This window comes from Arthrobacter sp. 05N429, assembly GCF_056397045.1.
The window spans coordinates 139,045-163,011 of record NZ_JBFTMQ010000004.1; the positions used below are offsets into that span (position 1 = coordinate 139,045).

The following is a 23,967-nucleotide window of genomic DNA, read 5'->3' on the forward strand; positions in this document are numbered from 1 at the left end:
GCCCGAGTTGCCGCGCATCTATTGGCAAAAACCCGGGCTCCAGGTCTCCTACAGGTCTTGCGCGCTGACTCGCTGGCCATCCAGCAGGAATCTGGCGTCGGTGCTCTGTTCGAGGCCGAGGACTTCGCGGGCTGCGATCTCCCCGATCACCGGTGAGGTCTTAAAACCCTTGCCGGAGAAGCCGGCCAGGACGAGCACGCCGGGCATGCCGGGATGTTGGTCGACATACTCATGGCGGTTGTGCGTGTAGGCCTCGAAGTACGGGGCCATGCGCATCGGATAGGTCTCCAGGTGCGGCAGGAAGCGCCGGACGAGGTCGCGGACTGCCTGGAGGTCTTGTTCGGTGACATTCAGACGGGCGGTGTCCGGAGAGTCGACGGGTAGGTGGTTGGCGAACCCGAGACCAAGCTTCATTGCCAGGCCGTCGGCGGTCGGCAGCCCGTAGGAGTAGTTCGGTTCGGTTCGGATGTACGGCAGCATCCCCGCCAGGCTCTCGCCGCTACGGGGCAGGAACCAAGTCGAGAGCACTCGACGGGTGGCCAGATATGGAGCCATGTCAGGCAACAGTGTCGCGGTCCAGGCGCCGGCGGCCACGATGACACGGTCGTAGCGCTCCGTGTGTCCGTCAGCTGTGACCGCGACTTTGTCGCCTTCCTGGGAAATGTCTGTCACGCGAGCTTCGGTGTGGATCGTGGCACCGTTTGCTTTGGCTGCAGCCGCGGCCGTGCGGATTGTCTTCTCGGGGAAGATCGTTCCGGCGCCTTTGTCGAGGATCACGATCTCGTCCGGGTCGGTCTCGTACATCGGGAACCGTGATCTAGCCTCGGCCGCGGTCATGACCTCAACCCGGTCGCCCAGAAGCTCTGCAGACTGCAGGGCGATGCGGGTGGCCGGGGCACTTTCGGCACTGAACGTCAGCGCCCCGGAGATGTCCCGCAGCTTCTGACCCGTGGCCGCCTCAAGGTCCTTCCAGAGCTCATCGGCCCTTTCTACGACTGGCTGGTATTGCAGGTCCTCGATCTCGATGTGACGGAAGAGCCGCGATTCCCCGCCGCCTGCGCCGCGGGAGTGGCCGGGGCTGAAAAGTTCGTAGCCGGTGGCTTCGCAGTCGAGCTTGGAGAGCTGCCACAGGGTCTGCGAGCCGATGGTTCCGGTGCCGATGACGGCGATGCGTGGCGTGGTCATACGAGACTCCGTTGTGCCCGGTCGTCCAGGCCAACGTACAAGCCGCGGTGGATGGGCCTACGCGCGGTGAAGAGCGCCAGTCCGGCCACGATCGCGATGAGGGCGACGGTGAGGAAGAAGGTGTTGTTGGAAACGACTGTGAAGTACTGCCCCAGCAGGCCAGAGAGCGAGGAGCCGAGGGCGAGCGTGAGGAAGTTGATGGCGACCATCTGTGCCGTAAACGCCTTGGGGGCAATCTGGGTGGCCAGGGAGAGCCCGATGGGTCCGATGAAGACCTCTGAGGATCCCATGATGAACATGAACGCGATCAAGAAGCCGAAGGGGATGGTTTCATCGGCGAACAAGTTCGAGATGACCAGCAGGTAGAGGAAGGCGATCCCGATCTGCACGAGGCCGATAGAGAATTTTGTGCCGGCCTTCGGCTGACGCCGACCCATTTTCTTCCAGATGGCGGCGGCCAGCGGGAGAGTCAGCACGCCGGAGAGGGAGGACAGCATGGTGATCCAGCCAACGGGAAAACTCCAGTCTCCGATGCTGAGGTCGACGCGGTCCTTGATGAGCAGGGATATAGAGGTGAACTTGGCGAAGAGAAAGCCGAAATACAAGCCGGAGGCCAGAAAGAGGGGGATGAACGAAGCCACGCGTTTCTTCTCGAAGGAGTCCACGGTACGCGCCCGGAGAATCACGCAGAAGTAGACGGCCGCCGCAACCAGCGTGAGGACGGTGACAATGCTCGCCAGGCGTTCCGGCCTCAGCAATCCCGTCGTGGCGGCCAGAACCACCGCGGCGACGGCGACCAGACCGATGGTCACTGCTTTGCGCAGCTTGTCCATCGGCAGTGGATTCGTGACCTGGGCGGCACGCTCGGGGAGGAACCGCTGGGAGTAGATGTACTGGCCCACGGCGACGAGCATGCCGACCGCAGCCAGTCCGAACCCGAGGTGGAAGCCCCACTGGTTCTGGGCGAAACCTGTCACCAGCGGGCCCAGGACGGCGCCCGAGTTGATGGCCATGTAGAAGTACGAGAACCCGGCATCCTTCTTGGCCGAGCTCTCCTCCTGGAGGATGAAACCGACGATCGAGGTGATGTTGGTCTTCAGGGCGCCGGTGCCAAAGATGATAAAGACAAGGCCCACGCCGAGGCCCACAAAACCGGGGATGAACGCCAAGCAAATGTGGCCTGCGGCAATGACGAGCCCGCCCCAAAGAACAAGCTTCTTCGGGCTGACGAGTCGCTCCCCGACCCACGCGCCAAGCAGCTGGGACAGGTACACGGCCCCGCCGTAGGCGCCGGTGATGCCGGCGGCCGCGGCGGCAGGCAGGGCGAGACCGCCTTTGTCGAGCTCATAGAGGAGGTAAAAGGCCAAAATGCTCTGCAGGCCGTAAAAGGAGAAGCGTTCCCAGAGCTCGGTGAAGGCCATGCCTCCGACTCCTACGCTGCTCTGGTTCTGGTTGCCGGGCGGGGCGGCGGGCTGGGTCAACGTTGACATAGGTTTCCTCTCAAAGGGACGTTCGCTCCGCGGGGGCGTACGTCAGTAGGTAGGCGGAGACATCGTCCACAGCACCCTGGCGCTGTGGGTGCCTGTGGCCTCGACGATGCGGTGAGCCTGATCGCTGCTGTAGTGGATGGAGTCGTAGGGCCCCAGCTCGCGGGTCGTGCCATCGACGGTGACCTGCACGCGGCCCTCGAGCACGAGGAGCAGCTCCTCTGATTTGCCATGGGTGTACGGCTCGTTGCCGGTGTCGCCACCCGGCTCGAACTCGCCCAGGAGGACTTCCAAGTGGTCGAAGTGGGGAGGTGTGAGCTTGACCTTGGAAGCGCTATTCCCAAAGTGGATGCGCCCGGCATCCGCGAAACGCAGCACTGGTCCGGCAGGATCGGCCCGGCCCTGGAAGAGGTCTCCGACGTCAAGCTTCAGGGCGGCGCAGACCCGCTGCAGTGTGCCAACGGCTCCGCTGACGACGCCGCGCTCGAGCTGGGACAGGTACCCAGTGGTGATGCCAGCTTCCTCAGCCACCTGTTGAAGGGTCAGCTGGAGGGCACGGCGGCGCTTGCGAAGGCGGTCACCTGCGGTAGTTCCGGGAAGAGCTTCATCCATGTGGCCTACATTACATCTTTATATGACCCAGATCTCAATTTTTTGAAGTAACTGCAATTTTTATTGAGCTGGAGCCGCGCCTCGAACCATGTTGCAGGTTGCGCCATTGTCGGCGGCGGCCCTGTTGGCACCTGCCAGCACGCAAAGGACGACGGCGGGACTTCCCGCCGTCGTCCGTTGACTTGCTTCTGGAACTGCCAGGCAGCTAGCCCTTGAGGCTGAGGCTTTGGCGCGCTTCTGCTGCGGCAGGGGCGACAGCTTCGTCTTGGGTGCTGAAGCTGTCTGCGCTTCCGTAATCAGATCCCAGGTCGCGTGACCGGGCAAGCAGCCCGAGTACCGACACGATGGTGATCACCACGTGCACTACGGCCAAGACGATGACGGCCATGATGGAGCCGGTGACATTGAACAGGTACTGCCCCATCATCGGCGCCGTGCCGGCGAAGATCGTCGAGCTGAGCTGGTAGCTGAGCGAAATGCCCGTGTAGCGGATGTTGGGCGGGAACGACTTGGCAAGGATGCCTGCCAGGGCGGCGTAATACATGGAATGGGGAATGGTGGCCAGGGCCATCCCGATGACAGCGAGCATGTAGTCCCCCGTCCCGATCATTGTGAACATCATGGGAAGGACCAGGAGCTCCGGGAGCAGCATCAGCAGCACTGCTTTGCGCAGCGTCAGCTTGGAGGCGAGCACTGCGCCGAAGGGCTGCACCAGGAACTGCACCACCAGGGAAATCGTCACAATGGACAAGAAGTTTTGCCGCGTGAACAGTCCTTCTTCCACGGCCCATGCCAGGGCGAAGGTGCCCTTGAAGTAAGTAGCCGAGACGGCGATGACGCACGCACCGATTCCAAGCGCCACGATGCCCTTGGAGTTGCGGAGCACTTCGCGCAGCGGCGCCTTGGCAACCGTTTTGGTCTCCATAAGCGCCCGCATTGCCGGGGATTCCTCGATGCTCAACCGGATAAACAGCCCGATGCCCACCAACACGGCGGAGAGGAGGAATGGAATCCGCCAGCCCCAGGTCAGGAAATCCTCGTCCGGAAGCTGCGCGACGGCCAGCCAGACCAGCGTCGAAAGCAGGTTGCCCATCGGCGAACCCTGCTGGGCGAACGCGCCGTAGATGATGCCTTTGCCTTTGGGCGCGTGTTCTGCGGCAAGCACGACTGCGCCACCCCATTCGCCACCCATGGCAATGCCCTGGACAAGCCGGAGTACCACCAGGATCACCGCTGCCCAGCCGCCGACCTGGGCGTACGTGGGCAGGAGCCCGACGGCGGTGGTGCAGATGCCCATCATCAGCAGGGTGGTGACCAGCGCTTTCTTGCGGCCCAGCTTGTCGCCGATGTGGCCGAAAATTACTCCGCCGAGAGGCCTGGCGAGGAAGCCGACCCAGAATGTCGCAAAGGCAGCGAGCGTTCCGACGGCTTGATCCTCAGCCGGGAAGAAGATTTTTCCGAAGACAAGAGCCGAGGCCGTCCCGTAGGCGTAGAAGTCGTACCACTCGACCGTGGTGCCGGCAAACGACGCGAGGCCTGCTTTCCGGGCCATCTTTTGGCGGTATTGGGCCGCGCCCGCCACCGTCTCTTGCAATCCGCTCACAACAACTCCATTGTCTGGTCGTGGCACCCTGTGACTCAGCACACGGTGAATTTCCTCCCTTACCCTGACAGTCAAAACTCATAGCGTCCAATAAATAATCAGACCTACAGCGAGTTGGAATTGTTACTAATAGGGGGTTTCAGCCGTTGAAATTCACCGCCTGCAGGGCCGGTGTCGGCAGGAGTCGTTCGGCAATCTCCAGCACAGCCCTCGTCGCGGCAGATACGTTTTCCTTCCTCCACGCGAGGACAACGGCCAACTGGGGGAGGTCATCCTCCAGCTCCCGGTACACCAGCCCCGGAGTATCGATGTGCTGCACGGACGATACCGTGAGGGTCACCCCGACGCCGGCGGCAACCAGGCTCAGGATGGTGTACGAATCCGGCGCCTCCTGCATGATCCGCGGGGTGAAGCCGGCCCCCATTGCCGCGTGAATCAACGCGTCCCGCACCGTGGAGCCCTGGGTGCCCGGGAAGGTGACAAACGCCTCGCTCGCCAGGTCGGCAACGCGAATCGTTTCCTTGCACGCCAGCGGGTGGTCAGAGGGCAGGGCGGCCACCAGGCGCTCGTACTCGTAAATCCGGGTTGAGACGCTCTGGTGATTGGCCGGAAGGCGTGAAAAACCAATGTCCAGCGACCCTGCCGCCACCTCGGCAATGGCCTTGCCGGCGTACGTCTGCCCCTGGAGCACCAGTTCTATGCCGGGCTGTTCCGCCCGGACGGCACGGGCCAGCAGGGGTAGCACGTTCCGGCTGCTCGCCCCGGCGAAGCCCACCACCACCCTCCCGACAATCTCCGAATTTCCCAGAACCGCCGCCCGGCGGGCGATGTCGACGTCGGCCATCACCTGCCGGGCGGGTCCGAGCAGCGCTTTCCCACCATCGGAGAGCGTGACGGACCGGGTGTTCCGGTGGAACAGTTCCACGCCCAGCTCCTTTTCAAGGAGCCGGATCTGCTGGCTCAAGGCTGGCTGCGCCACGTGCAGCCGCGCAGCCGCCCGTCCGAAATGCAGCTCTTCGGCCGTAGCAATAAAGCCTGCCAAATGTCTCAGTTCCACTGCGGACTCTCCGATCAAGACGTTTTCGTTATCACAGAAGTGTAATTTATCTATTGGACCTTATATATGCAGACTGCCACCATGAGGGGACCCGCCGAAATATCCGGAAGGCATTTCCCCTTGGCCGAAAAATTGTTCTCCCTCAAGGACGCAGTGAGCACTTTCGTGTCTCACGGCGACGTCGTAGCGCTGGAGGGATTTACCCATCTCATCCCATTCGCCGCAGGCCACGAAATCATCCGGCAGCGCCTGAAGGGCCTGACACTCGTTCGAATGACGCCGGACATCATCGCCGACCAAATGGTTGCCGCCGGCTGCGTTGACAAATTGGTCTTCGCCTTCGCCGGTAACAGTTCCGTTGGGTCACTCTATGCGGTTCGCCGAGCGGTTGAGGCCGGCGGCACGGGGGGTCTCGAACTGGAGGAGTACAGCCACTACGGCCTTCTTGCACGGTACCAGGCGGGCGCCGCGGGCATTCCGTTCATGCCCGTCAGGTCCTATGCCGGCAGCGATCTGGTGGGCATCAATCCCCAGCTGCGGAAGGTGGAGTCCCCGTATGACGAGGATGTGGAGACCTACGTTGTGCCCGCCCTGAATCCCGACGTCGCCGTGATCCACGCCCAGCGGGCGGACCGGCATGGCAACGTCCAGAGCTGGGGAATTCTGGGACCGCAGCAGGAGGTTGCCTTCGCTTCCAAGCACACCATCGTCCTGGTTGAGGAGATTGTGGACGACGACGTCATCCGCTCAGACCCCAACAGGACCCTCATCCCCGGGTTCGTCGTCGACGCGGTGGTGGAGTGCAAGTACGGGGCGCACCCTTCCTTCGCCCAGGGCCACTACGACCGCGACAACGACTTCTACCGGTCGTGGTCAGCCATCAGCAAAGACCCGCAGCGACTCCAAAGCTGGATCCAGGAATGGGTCCACGACACGGGCGGCCACGACGGCTACCTCGACAAGCTTGGCGACGGGTTCTTCGACCGGCTGACACCGGCCCCTCGCCTGTCCACCCCCGTCAACTATGGGAGCGTCCTATGACCAGCGTCATCGAACCAGCCACCGCTCCGGCACCGGCGTACACCGTCAGCGAGCTCCTCGCGGTCGTCAGCTGCCGTTACCTGCAGGGCAAACGGCGGGTCTTTGCCGGCATCGGCCTGCCAACCCTGGCAGTCGCGCTGGCACAGAAGTCCACGTCTCCCGATATTGAACAGGTGTACGAATCGGGTGTCTGCGGCGCGCACCCCCCAAAACTTCCTGAAACCATCGCGGACGCTTCACTGGCCACCGGCGCCGAAGCCATCCTGACCATGCCCGTGCTGTTCGGATACGTGCTGCAGGGCGGCTGGATCGACGTCGGATTCCTTGGTGCAGCGCAGATCGACAGAGATGGCAGCCTGAACACCAGCGTCATCGGCGCGTGGGGCTCGCCCACAGTCCGCCTTCCCGGGTCCGGTGGCGCCGCAGAGGTCATGGCGAACTCCCAGGAGGTCTTCGTTGTGATGCGCCGGCACAACACGACCTCCTTCGTCCGGGAACTGGACTTCTGTACCAGCCCGTCGCCGGTAGCGGCGCGCCGGGCTGATCCCAAGGTGCCCACAAGGGGAACCGGAGTCACCACCGTCATCAGCGAACTCGGTGTCTTCACCTCGGACGCTGCTGGTGAATTGTGCCTGGCCAGCATCCATGAAGGCGTGACCGTGGAGCAGGTCCGTGAGCAGACCGGATGGCCGCTCAGGGTGCTGGACGACCTTACTGTGACACCGCCGCCCACCGAGGCGGAGCTCCGGCTTTTGCGGGACGAGATCGATCCGGGCCGGGTGTACCTGCGGTGACGGGGGCGATGTTTAGCACCACCATGTTCAGTGGCCGCACCGCGCTTGTCACCGGAGGCTCCTCCGGCATCGGCCTGGCGATTGCGGAACGACTCGCATCCCTGGGCGCCAGGACAGCAATCATCGGACGCGATGAGCTGAAACTGAAGACGGCAGCGACCGCCCTGGCGGACAAGGGTCTGGACGTCAGGGGCTACCGGGCGGACGTCCGGAACGAAGCAGCCGTGCAGGACGCCCTCGAAGCCATCGAAGCGGATTCCGGTCCCGTAGGCCTGCTCGTGAACAATGCCGCAGGCAACTTCCGCGTGAACCCGCTGGACCTCACCCCGAATGGCTGGAACGCCGTCGTCGACATTGTCCTCAACGGCACCTGGCACCTCACCCAGGCTGTGGGCCGACGGGCCATCGGCTCCTCACTGCCGCTGTCGGTAGTGAATATAGGCACCTCCGCGGCCGTGCTGGGAAACCCCGACACCGTCCACTCAGCCAGCGCCAAAGCGGGGGTGCTGGCCATGACGAAGTCGCTGGCCGCGGCCTGGGCGCCTCACGGGATCCGTCTCAACGTGCTCACGCCCGGGCTGACCGAGGGGACCGGCGGCGCCGGGGTCCTGTACGGAACCGAGGCCGAGACGGAGGCGCACCGGGCGAACATTCCGCTGGGACGACTGGCACGGAAAGAGGAAATAGCCGATGCCTGCGCGTTTCTCCTCAGCGACATCGGGGGCTACATCACCGGCACGGAACTACTCGTCGACGGCGGCAGGCGCCTAACCGGCCACTGACGCCGTCGCGGCGTACCGCGAGAGGTAGGCGGATTCAGCAGCGGTGAGCTTCCGGGGTCGGTCCGATTCACGGCTCAGCGGGACCACCACCGTGGTGCCCACGAAGACCACGCTGCCTACTTGGGTCCCCGTGTGGCGGACGGTGAAGGACCCGTTGCCCACCCTGGTGATGTCGAGCGCCAGCAGGAGCTGATCCTCGTAGCTGACGGGCTTCAGGTACTCCACGTTGAGTGAGGCCACCACCTTCGGGCACCGGAATGTTTCCAGCCCTTCGGACGCCGCCGTCGAGTTCAACCACGTGACGCGTGCCTCCTCCATCAGCGTGACGATGCGGGCGTTGTTGATGTGGCCGTTGAGATCCTGGTCGGACCAGCGGAGCGGCATGATCATTTCGAAGTGCTTATGCATGCCGGCCGCCTGTGATTTCCAGGACTGTTCCGGTCATGTAACTGGACATGCCGCTGGCCAGGAACAGCACCACACTGGCTACTTCCGCCGGCTCGCCGAACCGGGACAGCGGGATCTCGGAGAGTTTCTTTTCGAGCACATCCGCCCGCAGTGATTCCACCATCTCTGTCCGGATGATGCCCGGCTGGATTGCATTGACCCGGATGCCGGCGAACCCGAGTTCCTTGGCGGCAGCCTTCGTCAGTCCGACGATTCCTGCCTTCGCGGCGCTGTAATTCGTTTGACCCGCCATGCCGACCTTGCCCGAGATGGAGGACACGTTGATGATGGAGCCTGCCGTTCCCAGCCTGCGCATAACGTCAGCGGCCGCGCGGGTACCCAGCCAGGCGCCCTTCAGGTGGACGGAGACCACGTCGTCGAAGTCCGTTTCGGTCATCTTGCGCATGGTGGCGTCCCGGGTGAAGCCGGCATTGTTGACCATAACGTCCAGGGACCCGAAACTTTCGACGGCGGCATTCACCGCTGCGTTCATGCCCTCCGCGGAAGTCACGTCGCAGACGACTGTCACAACGCCGTCGCCCAGTGTCTCAGCTGCCCGTTCCAGCGCCGCGGGATCCAGGTCGGCGAGAACGATGTTGCTCCCCTGGGCAGCGAGCGCCCGGGCTGTTGCGAGGCCGATGCCCCGCGCTCCTCCGGTGATCACACTTGTTGTGTCCTGCATTAGCAAAGGTGCGCTCCTAGGTTTGGTGAGAATCTGCTGGTGATCCCGTAAAGACGGGGAGGCTGCGCTCGGCGAAGGCCCGCTTGCCTTCGGCGAAATCGCTGGAAAAGTAGCACCCCGGCTGGTCGCTGGCCTCGGCGGCCAACGCGTCTTCCCAGGAAGGCAAGCCATCTGCCAAGGACTTCTTGATGCCCCCGACGGCGAGAGGTGCCAAGGTGGCGAGCTGGCCCGCCTTGGCCGCGGCTTCCGCTGCGAGCTGCCCCTTTGGGTAGGTGTAGTCAGCCAGTCCGAGGAGCAGGCTTTCTTCCGCTCCAACGTTCCGGCCCTCTAGCAGCAGCTGCCTGGCCCTGGCGACGCCGACCCGTGCTGCGAGGCTGTGCAAGATGCCGCCGTCAGGCAGCAGCCCCAGCCTGGAGAAAGGGAACATAAGCCGGGCGTCGTCCGCCATGTAGATGTAGTCGCAGCACAAGGCAATGCTGGCCCCCAAGCCTGCGGCAGCACCTTCAATGACGGCGACGGTGGGCATCGTGAGTCCGCGCAGCATGTTCACCAGGGTGGCGACGTGCGCCAGACGGTCCCGGGCTGCAGCCATGTTCTCCGGTGGCATGGCCGCCAGGTCACCCCCGGAGCAGAACGTCCCGCCGGTGCCGCTGAGCACAAGGGCGCGGACGGAGCTGTCAGAGCCGGCGCGGCCCAGGGCGGCGATGAGTTGACCGCGCATCTCATCGCCCATGGCGTTCCGACGGGCAGGGTCATTGAGGACCAGTGTCAGGACGCCGGCGTCCTCGGCGGTTTTGATCAGCAACCGGCCCGTCCCCCCTCGTCAGTCTTTCGCGTGTGCCCCTCACAAGGTTCCCAGCGCTCATTGGAAAGATCCAATACTGATTCGCAATCGCATTGAGTCGGCGTTCCAATGAATAGTCCGCGGCGGGGTTGTGCCGACCGCCTTGCTCCAGTGAAATTCGACGGCGTCCGTCGGGACACAATCCTGACGCTCGTTGAGCCGTGGCTCGGTTATCGAAGTGCCAAGCGGGCGACGGCGGGACGTCCCGCCGTCGCCCTCTTCCGACTGGCGCCTACCGGCTGAAGGGGACCTTTTCCCAGGCCAGCACGTCCGTGCCGTCGGCACTGTTGCCGGCGACGGTGAACCGGACGTAGTTGGTGGCGTTGGCGGATCCGTCCACGGTGATGCGCTGCAGGTCATCGGCGGCGGGCTGGCCGTAAATGTCCAGCCAGGGTGAGCCCTCCGCGAGCGGCCGGTTCTCGGCGAAGACGTGGCTGTCACCGTTGATGAGGTAAACCGGGGCGTCGAAGCTGTTGGTTTCCTCGACGATGGCCTGCACGATTTCGCGGAAGCCGGACATCGTGTCCGGGCTGGCGGCCGCGGCGGCGAGCAGGGACGGGTCGAACATGTCGGCCTGGGTCATCAGGACAACCGCACGGTCGTTGCGGCGTTCGGCGTCGGCGAAGGTGGTGCGGATCTGGGCCAGGACGGCGTCCGTCCGGTGCTCCACTTCGGCCAACTGCTCGGGCTTGGCCGTGGTTTCGCCCAGGCCGGTCCACGGCTGCAGCGAGTTGTTGCTGCCCTGGATATTCAGCACGGAGAACGCCACCCGGTTCTGGGTGAAGCGGACGTTTTCCGGCAGCCCGAGGTCCGCCTGGGTCTTGACCGGCATGGTGGCGCCCAGGGTCTTGCCGGGCTCGTCGAAGAAGACCTCCCGCAGCTTGTCGAGCCGTTCCAGCGGGTTGTACGCGCCGTTGTTGGTGCGGTGGCAGTCCACCCATTCGTTGTCGCCCGGGGTGAAGACCAGCGGGTGCTCGAAGGTGTCGAACTGCGCGCGGATGTTCTGGAAGTACTCGTCCGAGCAGACCGAGGAGCCGTTCTTGATGTCGCCCACATGGGTGACGAACTTCAGCGCGCTGTCGGCGTTGATGTCCTGAATGCGGGCGGGGAACTTCGCGATTTCGGCCTCGCCGTAGGGGATGTCGCCGATCACGCCGAACGTGAATGCCCCGCTGTCGGGGGTGTTGTCGGCAGTTTTGTCGGCGGCAGTGGCGGGCTGGGACGCAAGGAGGCCGAGCGCCAGGACGGCTGCCGCCGTCGTCGTTTTGATGGTCAATGAAGGCATGGCGGTGTTCCTCTGCTTTGCGGGAGTAGGGCTCGACGTGTGCGGCTTAGGCCCCGCGGGCGGTCAGGAATTGCTGCAGTGCGGCGAGGTCGTCGGTGTTGATGTGGTCCACGCCGGCGTCGAAGAGTTCGTTCCAGATGGCGTCGCGTGCGGTGCCGGGCATGTCCGGGGTGGCCCAGAAGCGGACGCGGTAGCCAGAGGCGTGCGCCTCGGCCACGTAGTCGCGCAGTCTGGCGCGCTCGGCCTCCGGCATGGGGCCCACGCCCTGCCAGGCGAAGAGCTTGGTCCAGTTGTCGCTGACCAGCGGCATCAGGCCGGCAGGTTTTCCGGAGGTGAGGTCTGCGGAGCGGCCGTCGTAGAAGCTGAAGCGCTTCTCCTGTGCCTGCATGGTGGCGAGCGGGCGGTTTCCGCTGATGACCGCGGTGACCGGGCCGGTCTTGGTGTCGCCGTGGCTGTAGCGGCTCATGATGTCGCGGTGCTCGGCCAGTTCCTGCTCGATTGCGGCGTAGGTGGATTCGCCGTCGCTCTTGATGTCGATCAGAAGCTGGAGGCTGCCATCCCACTTCGGGAAGACGCTGTTGCCCTGGCCGCGGACCAGGTCCTGGAGCGGATCGAGGTAGAGGCTCTCGAGCGTAACGCCCGGCTGGGCATCCGCCAGGTCGTGGGCAACCAGCAGCTCGCCGTCCACCAGCCACACGTCCGCTTCCACGCTGGTGAAACCATGCTCCAGCGCATCGAACAGGGGACGGTCATGCTCATAGTCGTTGTGCGCATGCGCCTGGGCGAGCGGCTGGCCGACGACGACGGGAGCCGGCTTGGCCGCCTCCGCCGGGGCAGGGGCTGCTGCTGCTGTCCCGGCCAGGGACGCAAGGACGACGACGGCGGCAAGAGTGCTTTTCACGAACAAGGAGTACTCCTTAGATACAGGGGATTCTCCGCCCGGCACATGGGGACGTGCCGGGCAAAAGGGTGCGTGAAAAGACTGCTGGTCGCGGGAGAACGCCGGAGGGCGTGTTGGTGGCTGGTGGGTGAACTGGGAAGGATCATTGGCGTCGTGGGGCTGGCGAGGGCCCTGCCAGAGTTTCCCTGGGTCAGCCTTCCAGGATCTGCCGGATTCCGAACTCCCCCACGGCGAACATCCGCGGGTTGTCGTCGGAGTTGCTCAGCAGGGCGGTGGACAGGATGAGGGCCCAGCCCCGGGCCCGCAGCCAGGTGTCGCCGTCCACTGCGGGGCCAAAGGCGCCCATAAAGTGCTGGCGGGCGCCGGCGTCGAACATCAGCCATCCCACCGCAAGATCGACGGCCGGGTCCCCTGCCCCGACATCGCCGAAATCGATGACGCCGGCCAGCGAGCCGTCGTCCGCCAGCAGGATGTTGCCGGGGTGGAGGTCCCCGTGGAGCATCATCGGCGGACCGTCCCAGGCTTTGGCGGCACGGGTCTGCGCCCACACCGCGCTCAGCGCTGCCGCCTGCGGGTAGCGTTCGCGGTCCCCGAGCCGTTCCACCATCGCAGTATCACGCTCCAGCAGCGGCACGCCGCGGAACGGATTCACCGGGACGCCGGTGTCGGCGGGCACGTGCAGGGAACGGAGGAAACCCGCCAGACCTTCGGAGGCCGGCCCGCGGTCTGCGGGGCCGACGTCGGCCGCGGCGGCCCCGGGGACCCACCGCACGATGCTCCACGGCCAGGGAAAGTCCGGCGTCGGCCGGCCGGCATGGACGGGGACAGGAACCGCCACCGGGGAGCGGCGGGCTATGCCGGGAAGGTAGCGCTGCTCATGCAGTATCAGCGGCACTGCCTCCGCCCTGCGCGGCAGCCGGACGGCCAGGTCGTCGCCGAGCCGGAACGTCGCATTGTCCCAGCCATTCGTGACCCGGACCAGAGAGCGGTCGGCGAGATCGGGCCGCTGGTCCCGGACGAGGAAGTGGACGACGGCGTCGTCCACTTCCAGCGTGGCTGGTGGCATTACCGCCATTCAGAAACCCGCCTTCCTTAGTGCCGCAATGCGGTCCGATCCTTTACCTTGTCCGAACATCGTTCAAGGCTCCAGAACGGAGGGGGCGCTGAACGACGACGTTCACGGGCGATCGCCACCTGGCCGGCCTACCGGCCAGGCTTACCGGCCCGCGCGACGAGTGAAGATCAGATGGACAACTCCGGATGGAGACGGGGTCGCTTCGATGTCAAAACGTTGTTCGAGTCCTTCCAGTCCATCCCAGAGCCGTTCGCCCCGGCCCAAGACGATTGGCACGAGGACGATGTGCATGTGGTCGATCAGATCGGCCTCGAGGAACTGCCGAATCGTGCTGACGCCGCCACCGATCCGGACGTCGTGGTCGCCGGCCAGGGCGCGGGCCTGCTTGAGCGCGGAGACGGGGTCGGCGTCAACGAAATGGAAGGTTGTTCCGCCATCCATCTCGAGGACCGGCCGGGGATTGTGTGTCAGAACAACGACAGGGGTGTGGAAGACAGGATTATCGCCCCACCATCCCTTCCATTCCTCGTCCTCCCAGGGACCGCGTTGAGGACCGAACTTGTTGCGCCCCATGATCTCCACGCCGATTCCGGGCCCCCACGCACTGGCGAAAGCCTCGTCGACGCCGAGGGACCCCTCTGATTCCCCGTGGATACCCATCTCGCGGAAGGTGCGCGTCTCGAAAGCCCACTCCATAAGCCGTGAGCCTGCGTGACCGAATGGAGCGTCGAGTTGCTGGCCCTCGCCAGTGCCGAAGCCGTCGAGGGAGACCGAGAAGTTATGCACGCGGACGAGGGACATGTCATCTCCTGGAGTGCTTGTTGTTCGCATCACCTTATGGTGATCGAACCCAACGGCTCAAGACCGACGATGGGAGCATCAAGCCGCCGTGCACATGGAACCGCGAAGCGGGATCCTCGTCAGTTGATGATTTCGCCTCGCTCGTCCGCACGGAGGACTGCCAGGCGCTCTTTCCACGCCTGCAGCGCCTCGGGCTCCAGCCGTGTCCAATCGGTGACTTCGCCGACGACCCTGAGCGGGGCACCGCTGCGATAGGACCGGGTGGGGTTGCCGGGAAATTTCTTGTCCGTCACGTTCGGGTCGTCCTCGAACGCCCCGGTCGGCTCTACGGCGTAGACGCGCGGGGCGCCGTCCCCCGGCGCGAGTTCCGCAGCCAGTCCCGCACCGTTCGGAAGAGCGGTGAAGTAGATGTGATTCATCACTACTTCGGGACGGTAGTTCGACCTGAAACCCGCCCGAAGGAGATCACCGTCCCGGAGGTTGGCTTTCGTGCCGTGAAAGAACGGACCTTCGTCCAGCGGTTGGCTCATAGTTACAGCCTAAGCCGACGACGTCGCCGAGCAGCCGCTGGCGTTGCGGCCCCGTTTAGGCCTTGTCCTTGGCCCACCACAGGAACTCGGCAGCGTGCTGCTGATGCCGGAATCCGTCGCCGAGAAGGGCAATCAGCAAGTCGTTGCTCCACAAGATGAGGCGCCCAATAGTCCAGTTGACCTTTTCGGGGTCGGGCAGTTCGAGACCCCAGAGCGAGCGTGCAATCTCCCGCTTGCCGGCCACTCCGGTATACATGAGGATCGTCAGGTACCTCTCGGGGTCGACGACGCACAGGACCCTCGTCAGGAGCGACTCCTTGAAGCCCTTCATCGCGAAGGGGGTGGTGTCCTTGATGAGGGCGGTGAGGCGGTCCTCCAGCTCGACGGGCGCTGTGCCGCGAAGCAGATACTCGACTGCCTTGCGGACCTGTGCCGCTCCAGCCTCGGCCCCCATTTCGTTCCATGCCTCATTGAAGACGGACATGTTCCCTGGGTTGGCGCCGACATTTGAGTTGGCGAAGCCCTTGAGGTCCAGAGGGTCCGCTTTCGGCAGGCCATCGGCGCTGAACACTTGCTGGTATTTGGCCCAGTACGGGGCGACGTTCGACTCAGGCTCGGGCTCCCGCTGGAGAAACTCAGCCTTGAGTTCGTTGGCCCGTGCGAGCTTGACGGGATCGACGTCCCCCGGCTTCGGGAACCGCTTCTTGATGTCCTCGAGCGATGGCAGGGGGATCTTTGGCCGCTCCGGCTCGCCACGCAGCCACTCTAGTCCGCAGTGCCCACATTTAAGCCTCTTCTGCGTCCCCGACAGCCGCTCAGCGAGCACAACGTGTTCGTCGGTGTGGCAGGTGGAACAATCGAGATCAATTGCCATAGGAATTACCTTCCAAACACCTTGAGTATGGCCGCAGTTGGGCCACCCAAACGTTAGCAAGCTTCAGCCCGCATCCGGCGGTGAAAGGCTGCGTGTCAGTACCCGCCCTGGCCATCGCGGGCTACCTGCTCCAGAATCCTGCTGGTCGTTGTCGAAGACTTGCCTGCATGTCCCGGAGTCCCGGGCTTGACACCAATCTGCAGGGTGAACGTCGCCGTTCCTTTCCTCGGGTATCGGGACCTTTCCTTACCTCCGGAGCAAATCCTCCACCTGTTCGCCGATGAACACGCTCTCACGATCCATCCAGTAACGGCGCAGCACGTTGACCCCGACGCAGGTGTCCATGGTCTGGATGCCGGGGAGGGCGCCGATGTCTCGGGTGATGAATTCCGCCAGTTCATCGGGTCCCCTGAAGAGTCCGTGAAAAACCACGGGCGCCTTGCCGGTGACCATGGAGACCATGCGCGCGGAGTCGTGGGTGGCGAGCCGGTCCAGGACCGTTCCAATCGACTTGGGCTTGACCTGCAGGGAGATCACGGCACTCAGCGGAAAGCCCACGGCCGTGGGTTCCACTTCGACACGCGGAGAAATAGCTCCCGTAGCCAGGAGCATCTGAATGGCGCGGTAAGTCGATGAACTGCTGACATCCAGGGTTCTGGCCACTTCCGCAGCTGAAGCCCGGGCGTTGCGTCCTAGCTCGCACATCGTGCCGAATTCAACGTCGGTCAACTCCTCTATATGGCGCAGGGCCGGCTGGTTCACGGGGACAATGTGCGCTGTCAATGCCTCGGTCTGCGCCGCCGACAGCCGCCCCAGCCGCCACGACTGGCCAACGCGGCGAGAATCGAGCACCAGGCGGCTCTCTACCGATTTGATCCCAGCGAGGGACGGAATGCGATTGCTGAGCAGATCATTGACATCTGAGCCGCGCAATGGGAATAGGTCCGCATAGATGTCACAGGTCCCTGACGTGGTCATCACGAACTGGATCTCCGGGAAAGCTTTGAGCTGCTCCGCCACCTGAGCAGCCTGCCCAGGCAGGCAGCGCACCCAGAGCTGCTGGGGATTGCCGGAGAGGATCAAGGGCCACGCGAAGCGGCCGATCACCTTCATCAGGCGTTCATTCTGAAGCCGGTTGAGCCGACGGGTGATGGTGCTGGTAGGGACCCCCAGGATCTCGCCGAGAGTGTTCGCCGGGACCCGAGGGGCCACTTGGAGGGCAGCGACAATGTCCAAGTCCGTTTCGTCCATGAAAGAAATGTCGGCCTCCACCATCGTTGTCTCAGCTCGCAGCAGTAAGTCCAGAGTACCCTCCCAAACCACGCATTGGTGCGAAAATAACCGTTGGATGGCGTAATTTTGAATGATTTTCCCACAAACTGTTGCCTGAAAGCATGATCTGCCCTAGGTTTGAAAATTGAGAGCTGCATCACTTGCCGGGAACTGCTTCCTTGGCAGGGGCGGACCGAGTCCCCGCCGAACCGTATGCACCTCGCGAACAATAAGGAGTGCTGATGAACGACGCCCCGTCCTGGCAGTGGCCCGAGCCTCAATGGCGCGGTCACGTGGAAAAGGTCCGCGCTGGACAGGCCCTGGCCCACCCCGATCCGGCACGGCGCTGGAAAGGTGGTGCGAAGGCGGCGGTCCTGTTGTCCTTCGACTCTGACCACGAGACCCCGTCCCTTCGCGACGGCGAGACGTCACCGGGGCGGATGGCGCAGGGCGAGTACGGCGCCCGGGTTGGTGTGCCGCGAATCCTCGAGCTGCTGCGCCGCTATGAGGCTCCAGCATCCTTCTACATTCCCGCGGTCTGTGCCCTGCTCCGCCCCGACGAGGTCCCCACCTACGTGGAACAGGGCCACGAGGTAGCAGTGCACGGCTGGATCCACGAGCGCAACACACTGCTCAGCCATGAACAGGAACTGGACCTGCTCGGCCGCGCCACGGACGTGCTTCACCGCCAGGCGGGAGTCCGGCCCGTCGGGATCCGGACGCCGTCCTGGGATTTCTCCGATTCGACCCTGGACGTCATCCGGGAGCTCGGATTTGTCTACGATTCCTCGCTCATGGCGGACGACGAACCCTACGAACTGCTCTCCGACGGCTCGCCGACCGGAATCGTGGAGATTCCGGTGGAGTGGATCCGCGACGACGCCCCATACCTGATGATGGACCGCTTCTCCGGGCTCCGTCCCCACATGCCGCCGCGTCAGCTCGTCCAGATCTGGAAGGACGAATTCGACGCCGCTTATGCCGAGGGCGGTGTATTCCAGCTCACCATGCACCCGCACATCATCGGCCACCGCTCCCGGATGCTCGTGCTTGCCGAACTGATGGAACACATCCGCACGCACGACGACATCTGGATCACCACGCACGCAGACCTGGCAACGCACGTTGCATCCCAACTCACCACCAGGATGGCCATTTCATGAGTGAACTAACGACGCTGGAACCAATCCACGACACCAAACTCTCCGCCCGGGGTCGCAAAGCCATCATCGCCGGCGGCATCGGCAACGCCGTTGAATGGGTGGACTGGGCGGTCTACACCACGTTTTCGTCGATCTTTGCCCACCACTTCTTCCCCAAGGGTGATCCGATCGCGGCGCTCCTGGCGACCCTCGCGATTTTTGCGGTCGGATTCGTGATGAGGCCAGTCGGCGCGGCGGTCATGGGGGCCTACGCCGACCGTCACGGGCGCAAGAAGGGCCTGGTGCTGACGATCGGGCTGATGGCAGGGGCCACGGCCGTCATCGGGTTCGCCCCCACCTATGAAACGGTCGGAATCCTGTCCCCGATCATCCTGGTGGTCGCACGGATGGTCCAGGGATTCTCCGCAGGAGGCGAGTTCGGGTCGTCCTCGGCGTTCCTGGTTGAATCCGCCGCCCCGCGCCGCCGTGCCTTTGCCGGCTCGTGGCAGCAGGTCTCCGTCGGGGCGGGCGTGCTCCTCGCCTCTGGGATGGGCGCCATCATCACTTCAACCCTGTCCAAAGAAGCGCTGGACAGCTGGGGCTGGCGGCTCGCTTTTATCGTTGCCGCGCTGTTGGGCCTTGTCGGCCTCTGGCTGCGCTCCTCGGTGGAAGAGACGGACTCATTCGTCAACGCCCAGGCCCGCAGTGAAGCCAGCGGCGAAAAGCGCGCCAACTCCGTCTTCACGATGTTCGTGAAGCACCCCAAGTCCACGCTTCGCGTCTTCGGCATCACGATCGCCGGAACACTCCTCTACTACATGTGGGTTTCTTACATGCCCACGTACGCCGCCGTGGCAACCGGTATCCCCCTCAGCCAAGCCCTGCTGGCCAACTTTATCGCCGTCGGACTGTTCCTGGTCCTCCTGCCGTTCGCTGGAATCCTTTCGGACAAGATCGGACGCAAGCCCACCATGACGGCCTTCGCCGCCGGCTTCCTGCTGTTTTCTTGGCCCGCTTTCGCCCTCCTGAACGGCAACTTCTGGATGCTCCTGCTGATTGAGGTCATCGGTGTCATCCTGCTCCTGGGCTACTCCGCCAACTGTGCCGTGATCATGGCCGAGCAGTTCCCGGCCGAAGTCCGGGCGACGGGCATCGGCCTGCCGTACGCGCTCGCGGTGGCGATCTTCGGCGGGACCGCACCGTACCTGACCACCTGGATGAACACCAACGGCCTCGGGCATCTCGTGTGGCTCTACTGCGCCATGGCCGCAGCGGTCGGCGTCGTGGTCTACCTGACCATGCCGGAGACGAAAGGCAAGGACCTGGATTGAGCCGGCACGCAGTCATCACAGGCGCAGGCAGCGGGATTGGCCTGCAGGTTGCACAACGATTCGCGGGTCTCGGCTTCCTGCTCACGCTCGTGGACATCAATCCGGGACCGCTCGCGGACGCCGCGGAGGCCTGCCGGGAAGCTGGTTCGGAGGCCGTCAGGACGCTGATAGTGGATCTTGGCTCGGCACTTGGCGCCGAGACGATGGTCGCCGACGCCTGGGCGCTCGCGCCGGTGGATGTCCTGGTCAACTCGGCAGGTGTCTACCCGGCGACGCCGTTCCTGTCCCTGGATGCGGCGACGTGGGACAAAGTCCTCAACCTCAACACCAGGGCCCCGCTGCTGGCGACGGTGGCGTTGGCCCAGCGGGCCGTTGCCGCGGGAAGACCGGCCAGCGTTGTGAACATCTCCTCCGGAGCGGCGCTGCGTGCTCGTCCGGGCGCGGCACCGTATTCCACCTCCAAAGCCGCGCTGGAGATGGCCACCAAGGCCTCGGCTCTCGAGCTCGGCCAGTACGGCATCCGCGTCAATGCTGTGGCTCCGGGCTTTGTCACTGTCAACAGCAGCATCAACCCGGTCACGGAGGAATACGCCGCGGCGGTCTCCGGCAACCCGCTTGGCCGCCGGGGCGAACCTGACGATATTGCGCGGGCGGTCGTCTGGCTCGCAGGGGACGAAGCCGAATGGATCACCGGCGAGACATTGCGAGTGGACGGAGGCTCCGCGACCGGAGCCCTGGACCTCCCGCTGCACTGGACCGCCGCCGGCGGCACCCGTGCCGGCGAGAACGAATTGAAAGGTAGCCATGCAGGATAGTCCTTACACAGTCGTGGGAGCAGGGGCCATCGGGGGAACCCTGGCCGCGCACCTCGATGCCCAGGGCGTGCCGGTCCAACTGGTCGACGCCGACGCCGCCCACGTCGCCGCGATACGGGAGAACGGACTCCGGATCCAGACCCCGGCCGGCGTCCTGGTGTCCAGGCTCCCGGTCTTCGGGCTGGACGACGCCCCGGAACAGCTCGGCCGTGTGCTGCTGGCGGTCAAGGCGCAGGCGACCGACAGCGCCGCGGCCTGGATTGCCCCGCGGCTCGGCCCAGACGGCTACGTCGCCTCGATGCAGAACGGGCTAAACGAGGCGACAATCGCCGCACACGTTGGTGACCACCGCACGGTCATTGCCTTTGTGGACCTCTTTGCGGATGTGCTGGAGCCCGGCGTGATCAAGGACGGCGGCAGCGGAGCCATGGCACTGGGCGAATACGCGGGAGGCACGAGCAACCGGATCCGGCAACTGGCCCACGACCTCCGCCACTGGGGCACGCCTACGGTTACGGACAACGTTGCCGGGTTCCTGTGGTCCAAGCTTGGGTTTGGGGCGATGCTGACGGCGACGGCGCTCGCCGACGCCGACATGAGCGAGCTCATTGACCGGCACCGGCCGGCCATGAACGGTCTGGCCGCCGAGGTCTTTGACGTGGCCGCGGCTGAAGGCATCAGGCTTGAGGGGTTCGATGCTTTCGACCCGGCGAGTTACGTGCGCGGCGCCGACCCCGACCGCAACACCGCGGCCACGGACGATCTCATCAAATGGCTCTCGACCCAGACCAAGACACGCTCCGGGATCTGGCGCGACATTGCCGTCCGGAAGCGCCCCACGGAAGTACCGACCCAGTACGAACCGGTGATCGAAACCGCTGCCAGGCATGGGCTGACGCTGCACCTCGTGGAGGAACTCGTCTCCCTGATCAGGCAGCTTGAAACCGGTTCAATCGCCATGGACGAACAACATCTCACCGCCCTCGACCGGAAGGCCACCACCCGATGAGCACCCTGAAGGACGCGCCCGACTGGGTTCGCCACAGACGGTCCGACATGGTCGAAGACCTGACCGCCTACGTTTCCCGGGAAACACCGTCGGATGACAAGGCGCTGCTCACCTCGGGTCTTGCCTGGGTAGAGGAGTGGCTGCAAAGCAGGATCGGGGACCCTGCCTCCCGCCGGCTCGTCGACGGAGGAAAGTGGGCCGACACCCTGGTGCTGGACTATCCCTCAAACGACGGGGCGACGGGCTGGATCACCGCCCTGTGCCACTACGACACCGTGTGGTCCGCGGGCACCCTCCGCGGCTGGCCGGCAAGTGTCGAGGGGGACCGGTTCACGGGCCCCGGAGCCTTTGACATGAAGGGCGGCCTGGTGCAGCTGGTATGGGCGCTGAAGGCCTCGAAGGAGCTCGGGCTTCCCCGCCCGAACGTGCGGCTGGTCCTCAACGGGGACGAGGAAGTCGGCAGCCCGGCATCGAGGCCCGTCATAGAGGCTGAAGTGGTCCGGGGAGACGCCGTCCTCGTGTTCGAGGCCAGCGCGGGAGGTGCCTTGAAGACCGCCCGGAAAGGCGTCGGCATCTTCCAGGTCACTGCCACCGGGCAGGAGGCGCACGCCGGACTTGACCCTGAAGTGGGCGCCAGCGCCATCGATGAAATCGCCCGAGTGATCGTGCAACTCCACGCTGAAACGGACCTCGAAAAAGGGACCACCGTCAACGTCGGGCTGGTGCGGGGAGGCACCCGGACGAACGTCAAGGCCGGCTCCGCGACAGCAGACATCGACGTCCGGGTCTCCTCCGAGACGGAAGTGCAGCGCATCAACGCGGTGCTGGGCGGGCTGACCGCACGGAATGCCAACGCGGCCTTGGGGGTCAGTGGCGACTGGAACAGGCCGGTCATGTCCCGTTCCGAGCAGACGGCATGGCTCTTTTCCGAAGCCGAAAACGTCGCCGACCAGCTCGGATTCGCACTCGCAGAGACATCGGTGGGCGGCGCCAGCGACGGCAACTTCGCCGCGGCACTGGGCCTGCCGGTCCTCGACGGGCTCGGCGCAGTGGGCGACGGCGCACACGCCCGGCACGAATGGATCAGCATCGACGGCATGCTCGAGCGAACGTGCCTCGCCGCGGGCCTGCTGGCTGCCCTGGCAGAGGCCCCGGAGGGAGCCCTCAGCGCTGTCGTCGGGGCGACCGCCGGTTAAGAAGTCCGACGGCGGGCGGCGGACTTGCGGGTCCGTAGCCCGCCGTCGTCGTGCATCACCACCGGGCCGGCAACCTCGCCGGCCCGAACTCAGGATTTGGAGAATGGACCGGAATGGATCGCGGAAGATTTGTTGAGCCGTTGAAGCTGCGCGGGATCGAAGTTGCCAACCGGATCTGGATGTCGCCGATGTGCCAGTACTCCGCCGACCACGACGGCGTGCCCACCAGCTGGCACCGCGTGCACTATGGTTCCCGGGCAGTCGGCGGCGCGGGAATGATCATGGTGGAGTCCACCGCCGTCGGGCCCCGGCACCGGACGACGCCACACGACCTCGGCCTCTGGAGCGCCGAGCAGGTCGAGGGACACAAGCTGCTTGCCGCGCAGATCAAGGAGTTCGGATCCGTCGCCGCAGTGCAGCTCAACAGCGCGGGCCGGAAGAGCTCACACCGGCAGCCCTGGGTCCAGAGCGGACAGAACAGCGCGGTCCCGGTCCATGACGGGGGCTGGGTGCCGCTGGCTCCCTCGGCCAGGGCATTCGGCAAGCTAACCGTGCCGGCTGAAATGACAACCTCGGACATCGACGACGTGGTGGACGCGTTCGCCGCCGCCACGGGCAACGCCCATGAAGCCGGGTATGACGTGGTGGAAATCCATGCCGCGCACGGGTACCTGCTCCACCAGTTCCTGTCCCCGATTTCGAACCACCGTCAGGACGGGCACGGCGGATCGTTGGAGAACCGGATGCGGCTCCCATTGCGGGTCGCCAAGGCCGTGCGTGATGCCTTCCCGCCGGAGAAACCCGTATTTGTCCGGATAACCGCTACGGACTGGATTGACGGCGGCATCACCCTGGAGGAGGCAAAAGTGTTTGCGCAACGCCTGGGCAGTTTGGGCATCGATCTGTTGGACGTGACATCTGGGGCCCTAGCCGTGGACGCCCCACCGCCAAACAGGCAGGGCCTGAACCTGGACTTCGCGGAGTCGCTGAAGGAAGCCGCCGGAATCGCGGTAGCACCGGTAGGCCAAATGGCGGACCCTGACCTGCTGCGAAACGTCTTCGAGTCATCCAGCGTCGACGCCGTGATCGTCGGAAGGGCGCTGCTGCGCGACCCCTACTATGCGCTTAGGCTGGCTGGCGGCCAGCCGAAGGAATACTGGCCGAGTCAGTACCACCGCGCGCTGTAGCGGCGCCAGGCAACG

24 protein-coding genes are annotated in these 23,967 nt (G+C 64.7%); 9 read left to right on the plus strand and 15 right to left on the minus strand.

Annotated elements, in window-relative coordinates:
• Positions 1–48: 48 nt before the first annotated feature.
• The 5 genes from AC1DF4_RS09575 to AC1DF4_RS09595 form a co-directional block, all read right to left on the minus strand.
• Positions 49–1,185, minus strand: a complete 1,137-nt coding sequence (locus AC1DF4_RS09575) for an FAD-dependent oxidoreductase (RefSeq protein ID WP_476912673.1) — start codon at positions 1,183–1,185, stop codon at positions 49–51.
• Positions 1,182–2,675, minus strand: coding sequence for a peptide MFS transporter (locus AC1DF4_RS09580; protein WP_476912674.1), 1,494 nt, complete (start codon positions 2,673–2,675; stop codon positions 1,182–1,184). The genes AC1DF4_RS09575 and AC1DF4_RS09580 overlap by 4 nt, the downstream gene beginning before the upstream one ends.
• Positions 2,676–2,717: 42 nt before the next feature.
• On the minus strand, positions 2,718–3,284 hold the full coding sequence (locus AC1DF4_RS09585) for a helix-turn-helix domain-containing protein (RefSeq protein WP_476912675.1): 567 nt from the start codon (positions 3,282–3,284) through the stop codon (positions 2,718–2,720).
• Between the two features lie 205 nt (positions 3,285–3,489).
• Positions 3,490–4,887: an MFS transporter gene (locus tag AC1DF4_RS09590; RefSeq protein WP_476912676.1), complete on the minus strand. Its 1,398-nt coding sequence runs from the start codon at positions 4,885–4,887 to the stop codon at positions 3,490–3,492.
• Positions 4,888–5,026: 139 nt separating this feature from the next.
• Positions 5,027–5,929, minus strand: coding sequence for a LysR family transcriptional regulator (locus AC1DF4_RS09595; protein WP_476912677.1), 903 nt, complete (start codon positions 5,927–5,929; stop codon positions 5,027–5,029).
• Positions 5,930–6,025: 96 nt separating this feature from the next.
• Here AC1DF4_RS09595 and AC1DF4_RS09600 point away from each other — a divergent pair, with 96 nt between their 5' ends.
• Genes AC1DF4_RS09600 through AC1DF4_RS09610 form a run of 3 tightly spaced genes read left to right on the plus strand, consistent with a single transcriptional unit; the run spans position 6,026 to position 8,561 of the window.
• Positions 6,026–6,985, plus strand: coding sequence for a CoA transferase subunit A (locus AC1DF4_RS09600; RefSeq protein WP_476912678.1), 960 nt, complete (start codon positions 6,026–6,028; stop codon positions 6,983–6,985).
• Positions 6,982–7,779 carry a CoA-transferase subunit beta gene (locus AC1DF4_RS09605; protein WP_476912679.1) on the plus strand — a complete coding sequence of 266 codons (798 nt, stop codon included), beginning with the start codon at positions 6,982–6,984 and terminating at the stop codon, positions 7,777–7,779. The genes AC1DF4_RS09600 and AC1DF4_RS09605 overlap by 4 nt, the downstream gene beginning before the upstream one ends.
• Before the next feature lie 8 nt (positions 7,780–7,787).
• Positions 7,788–8,561 carry an SDR family oxidoreductase gene (locus AC1DF4_RS09610; RefSeq protein WP_476912680.1) on the plus strand — a complete coding sequence of 258 codons (774 nt, stop codon included), beginning with the start codon at positions 7,788–7,790 and terminating at the stop codon, positions 8,559–8,561.
• Here AC1DF4_RS09610 and AC1DF4_RS09615 read toward each other — a convergent pair.
• From AC1DF4_RS09615 to AC1DF4_RS09660, 10 genes are all read right to left on the minus strand, one after another.
• On the minus strand, positions 8,547–8,969 hold the full coding sequence (locus AC1DF4_RS09615; RefSeq protein WP_476912681.1) for an acyl-CoA thioesterase: 423 nt from the start codon (positions 8,967–8,969) through the stop codon (positions 8,547–8,549). The genes AC1DF4_RS09610 and AC1DF4_RS09615 overlap by 15 nt on opposite strands.
• On the minus strand, positions 8,962–9,690 hold the full coding sequence (gene fabG / locus AC1DF4_RS09620) for a 3-oxoacyl-ACP reductase FabG (RefSeq protein ID WP_476912682.1): 729 nt from the start codon (positions 9,688–9,690) through the stop codon (positions 8,962–8,964). Before fabG ends, AC1DF4_RS09615 begins: the two co-directional genes overlap by 8 nt.
• A gap of 16 nt (positions 9,691–9,706) precedes the next feature.
• Positions 9,707–10,495, minus strand: coding sequence for an enoyl-CoA hydratase/isomerase family protein (locus tag AC1DF4_RS09625; protein WP_476912683.1), 789 nt, complete (start codon positions 10,493–10,495; stop codon positions 9,707–9,709).
• Positions 10,496–10,766: 271 nt separating this feature from the next.
• A complete protein-coding gene (locus tag AC1DF4_RS09630; RefSeq protein WP_476912684.1) occupies positions 10,767–11,819 on the minus strand; it encodes a hypothetical protein in 1,053 nt (350 codons plus the stop codon).
• Between the two features lie 46 nt (positions 11,820–11,865).
• Positions 11,866–12,726, minus strand: a complete 861-nt coding sequence (locus tag AC1DF4_RS09635) for a phosphatidylinositol-specific phospholipase C/glycerophosphodiester phosphodiesterase family protein (RefSeq protein ID WP_476912685.1) — start codon at positions 12,724–12,726, stop codon at positions 11,866–11,868.
• Between the two features lie 184 nt (positions 12,727–12,910).
• Positions 12,911–13,786 carry an aminoglycoside phosphotransferase family protein gene (locus AC1DF4_RS09640; protein WP_476912686.1) on the minus strand — a complete coding sequence of 292 codons (876 nt, stop codon included), beginning with the start codon at positions 13,784–13,786 and terminating at the stop codon, positions 12,911–12,913.
• Between the two features lie 150 nt (positions 13,787–13,936).
• Positions 13,937–14,596, minus strand: coding sequence for a dihydrofolate reductase family protein (locus AC1DF4_RS09645; protein WP_476912687.1), 660 nt, complete (start codon positions 14,594–14,596; stop codon positions 13,937–13,939).
• 119 nt (positions 14,597–14,715) lie between these two features.
• The gene (arr, locus tag AC1DF4_RS09650; RefSeq protein ID WP_476912688.1) at positions 14,716–15,126 is read right to left on the minus strand and encodes an NAD(+)--rifampin ADP-ribosyltransferase; all 411 of its coding nucleotides are present in this window, start codon (positions 15,124–15,126) and stop codon (positions 14,716–14,718) included.
• Between the two features lie 55 nt (positions 15,127–15,181).
• A complete protein-coding gene (locus AC1DF4_RS09655) occupies positions 15,182–16,000 on the minus strand; it encodes a hypothetical protein (protein WP_476912689.1) in 819 nt (272 codons plus the stop codon).
• A 246-nt stretch (positions 16,001–16,246) separates the two neighbouring features.
• A complete protein-coding gene (locus tag AC1DF4_RS09660) occupies positions 16,247–17,251 on the minus strand; it encodes an Lrp/AsnC family transcriptional regulator (RefSeq protein WP_476912690.1) in 1,005 nt (334 codons plus the stop codon).
• A 263-nt stretch (positions 17,252–17,514) separates the two neighbouring features.
• Between AC1DF4_RS09660 and AC1DF4_RS09665 the strand changes: the two genes are divergently transcribed.
• The 6 genes from AC1DF4_RS09665 (at position 17,515) to AC1DF4_RS09690 (ending at position 23,952) form a co-directional block, all read left to right on the plus strand.
• Positions 17,515–18,435: a polysaccharide deacetylase family protein gene (locus AC1DF4_RS09665; protein WP_476912691.1), complete on the plus strand. Its 921-nt coding sequence runs from the start codon at positions 17,515–17,517 to the stop codon at positions 18,433–18,435.
• Positions 18,432–19,745: an MFS transporter gene (locus AC1DF4_RS09670; protein WP_476912692.1), complete on the plus strand. Its 1,314-nt coding sequence runs from the start codon at positions 18,432–18,434 to the stop codon at positions 19,743–19,745. Before AC1DF4_RS09665 ends, AC1DF4_RS09670 begins: the two co-directional genes overlap by 4 nt.
• Positions 19,742–20,560 (plus strand): SDR family NAD(P)-dependent oxidoreductase, encoded by an 819-nt coding sequence (locus AC1DF4_RS09675; protein ID WP_476912693.1) that lies wholly within the window; start codon positions 19,742–19,744, stop codon positions 20,558–20,560. The genes AC1DF4_RS09670 and AC1DF4_RS09675 overlap by 4 nt, the downstream gene beginning before the upstream one ends.
• A complete protein-coding gene (locus tag AC1DF4_RS09680; protein ID WP_476912694.1) occupies positions 20,550–21,569 on the plus strand; it encodes a ketopantoate reductase family protein in 1,020 nt (339 codons plus the stop codon). Before AC1DF4_RS09675 ends, AC1DF4_RS09680 begins: the two co-directional genes overlap by 11 nt.
• Positions 21,566–22,765 carry a M20 family metallopeptidase gene (locus AC1DF4_RS09685; protein WP_476912695.1) on the plus strand — a complete coding sequence of 400 codons (1,200 nt, stop codon included), beginning with the start codon at positions 21,566–21,568 and terminating at the stop codon, positions 22,763–22,765. The genes AC1DF4_RS09680 and AC1DF4_RS09685 overlap by 4 nt, the downstream gene beginning before the upstream one ends.
• Positions 22,766–22,878: 113 nt before the next feature.
• On the plus strand, positions 22,879–23,952 hold the full coding sequence (locus AC1DF4_RS09690; RefSeq protein WP_476912696.1) for an NADH:flavin oxidoreductase/NADH oxidase: 1,074 nt from the start codon (positions 22,879–22,881) through the stop codon (positions 23,950–23,952).
• Positions 23,953–23,967 lie beyond the last annotated feature (15 nt).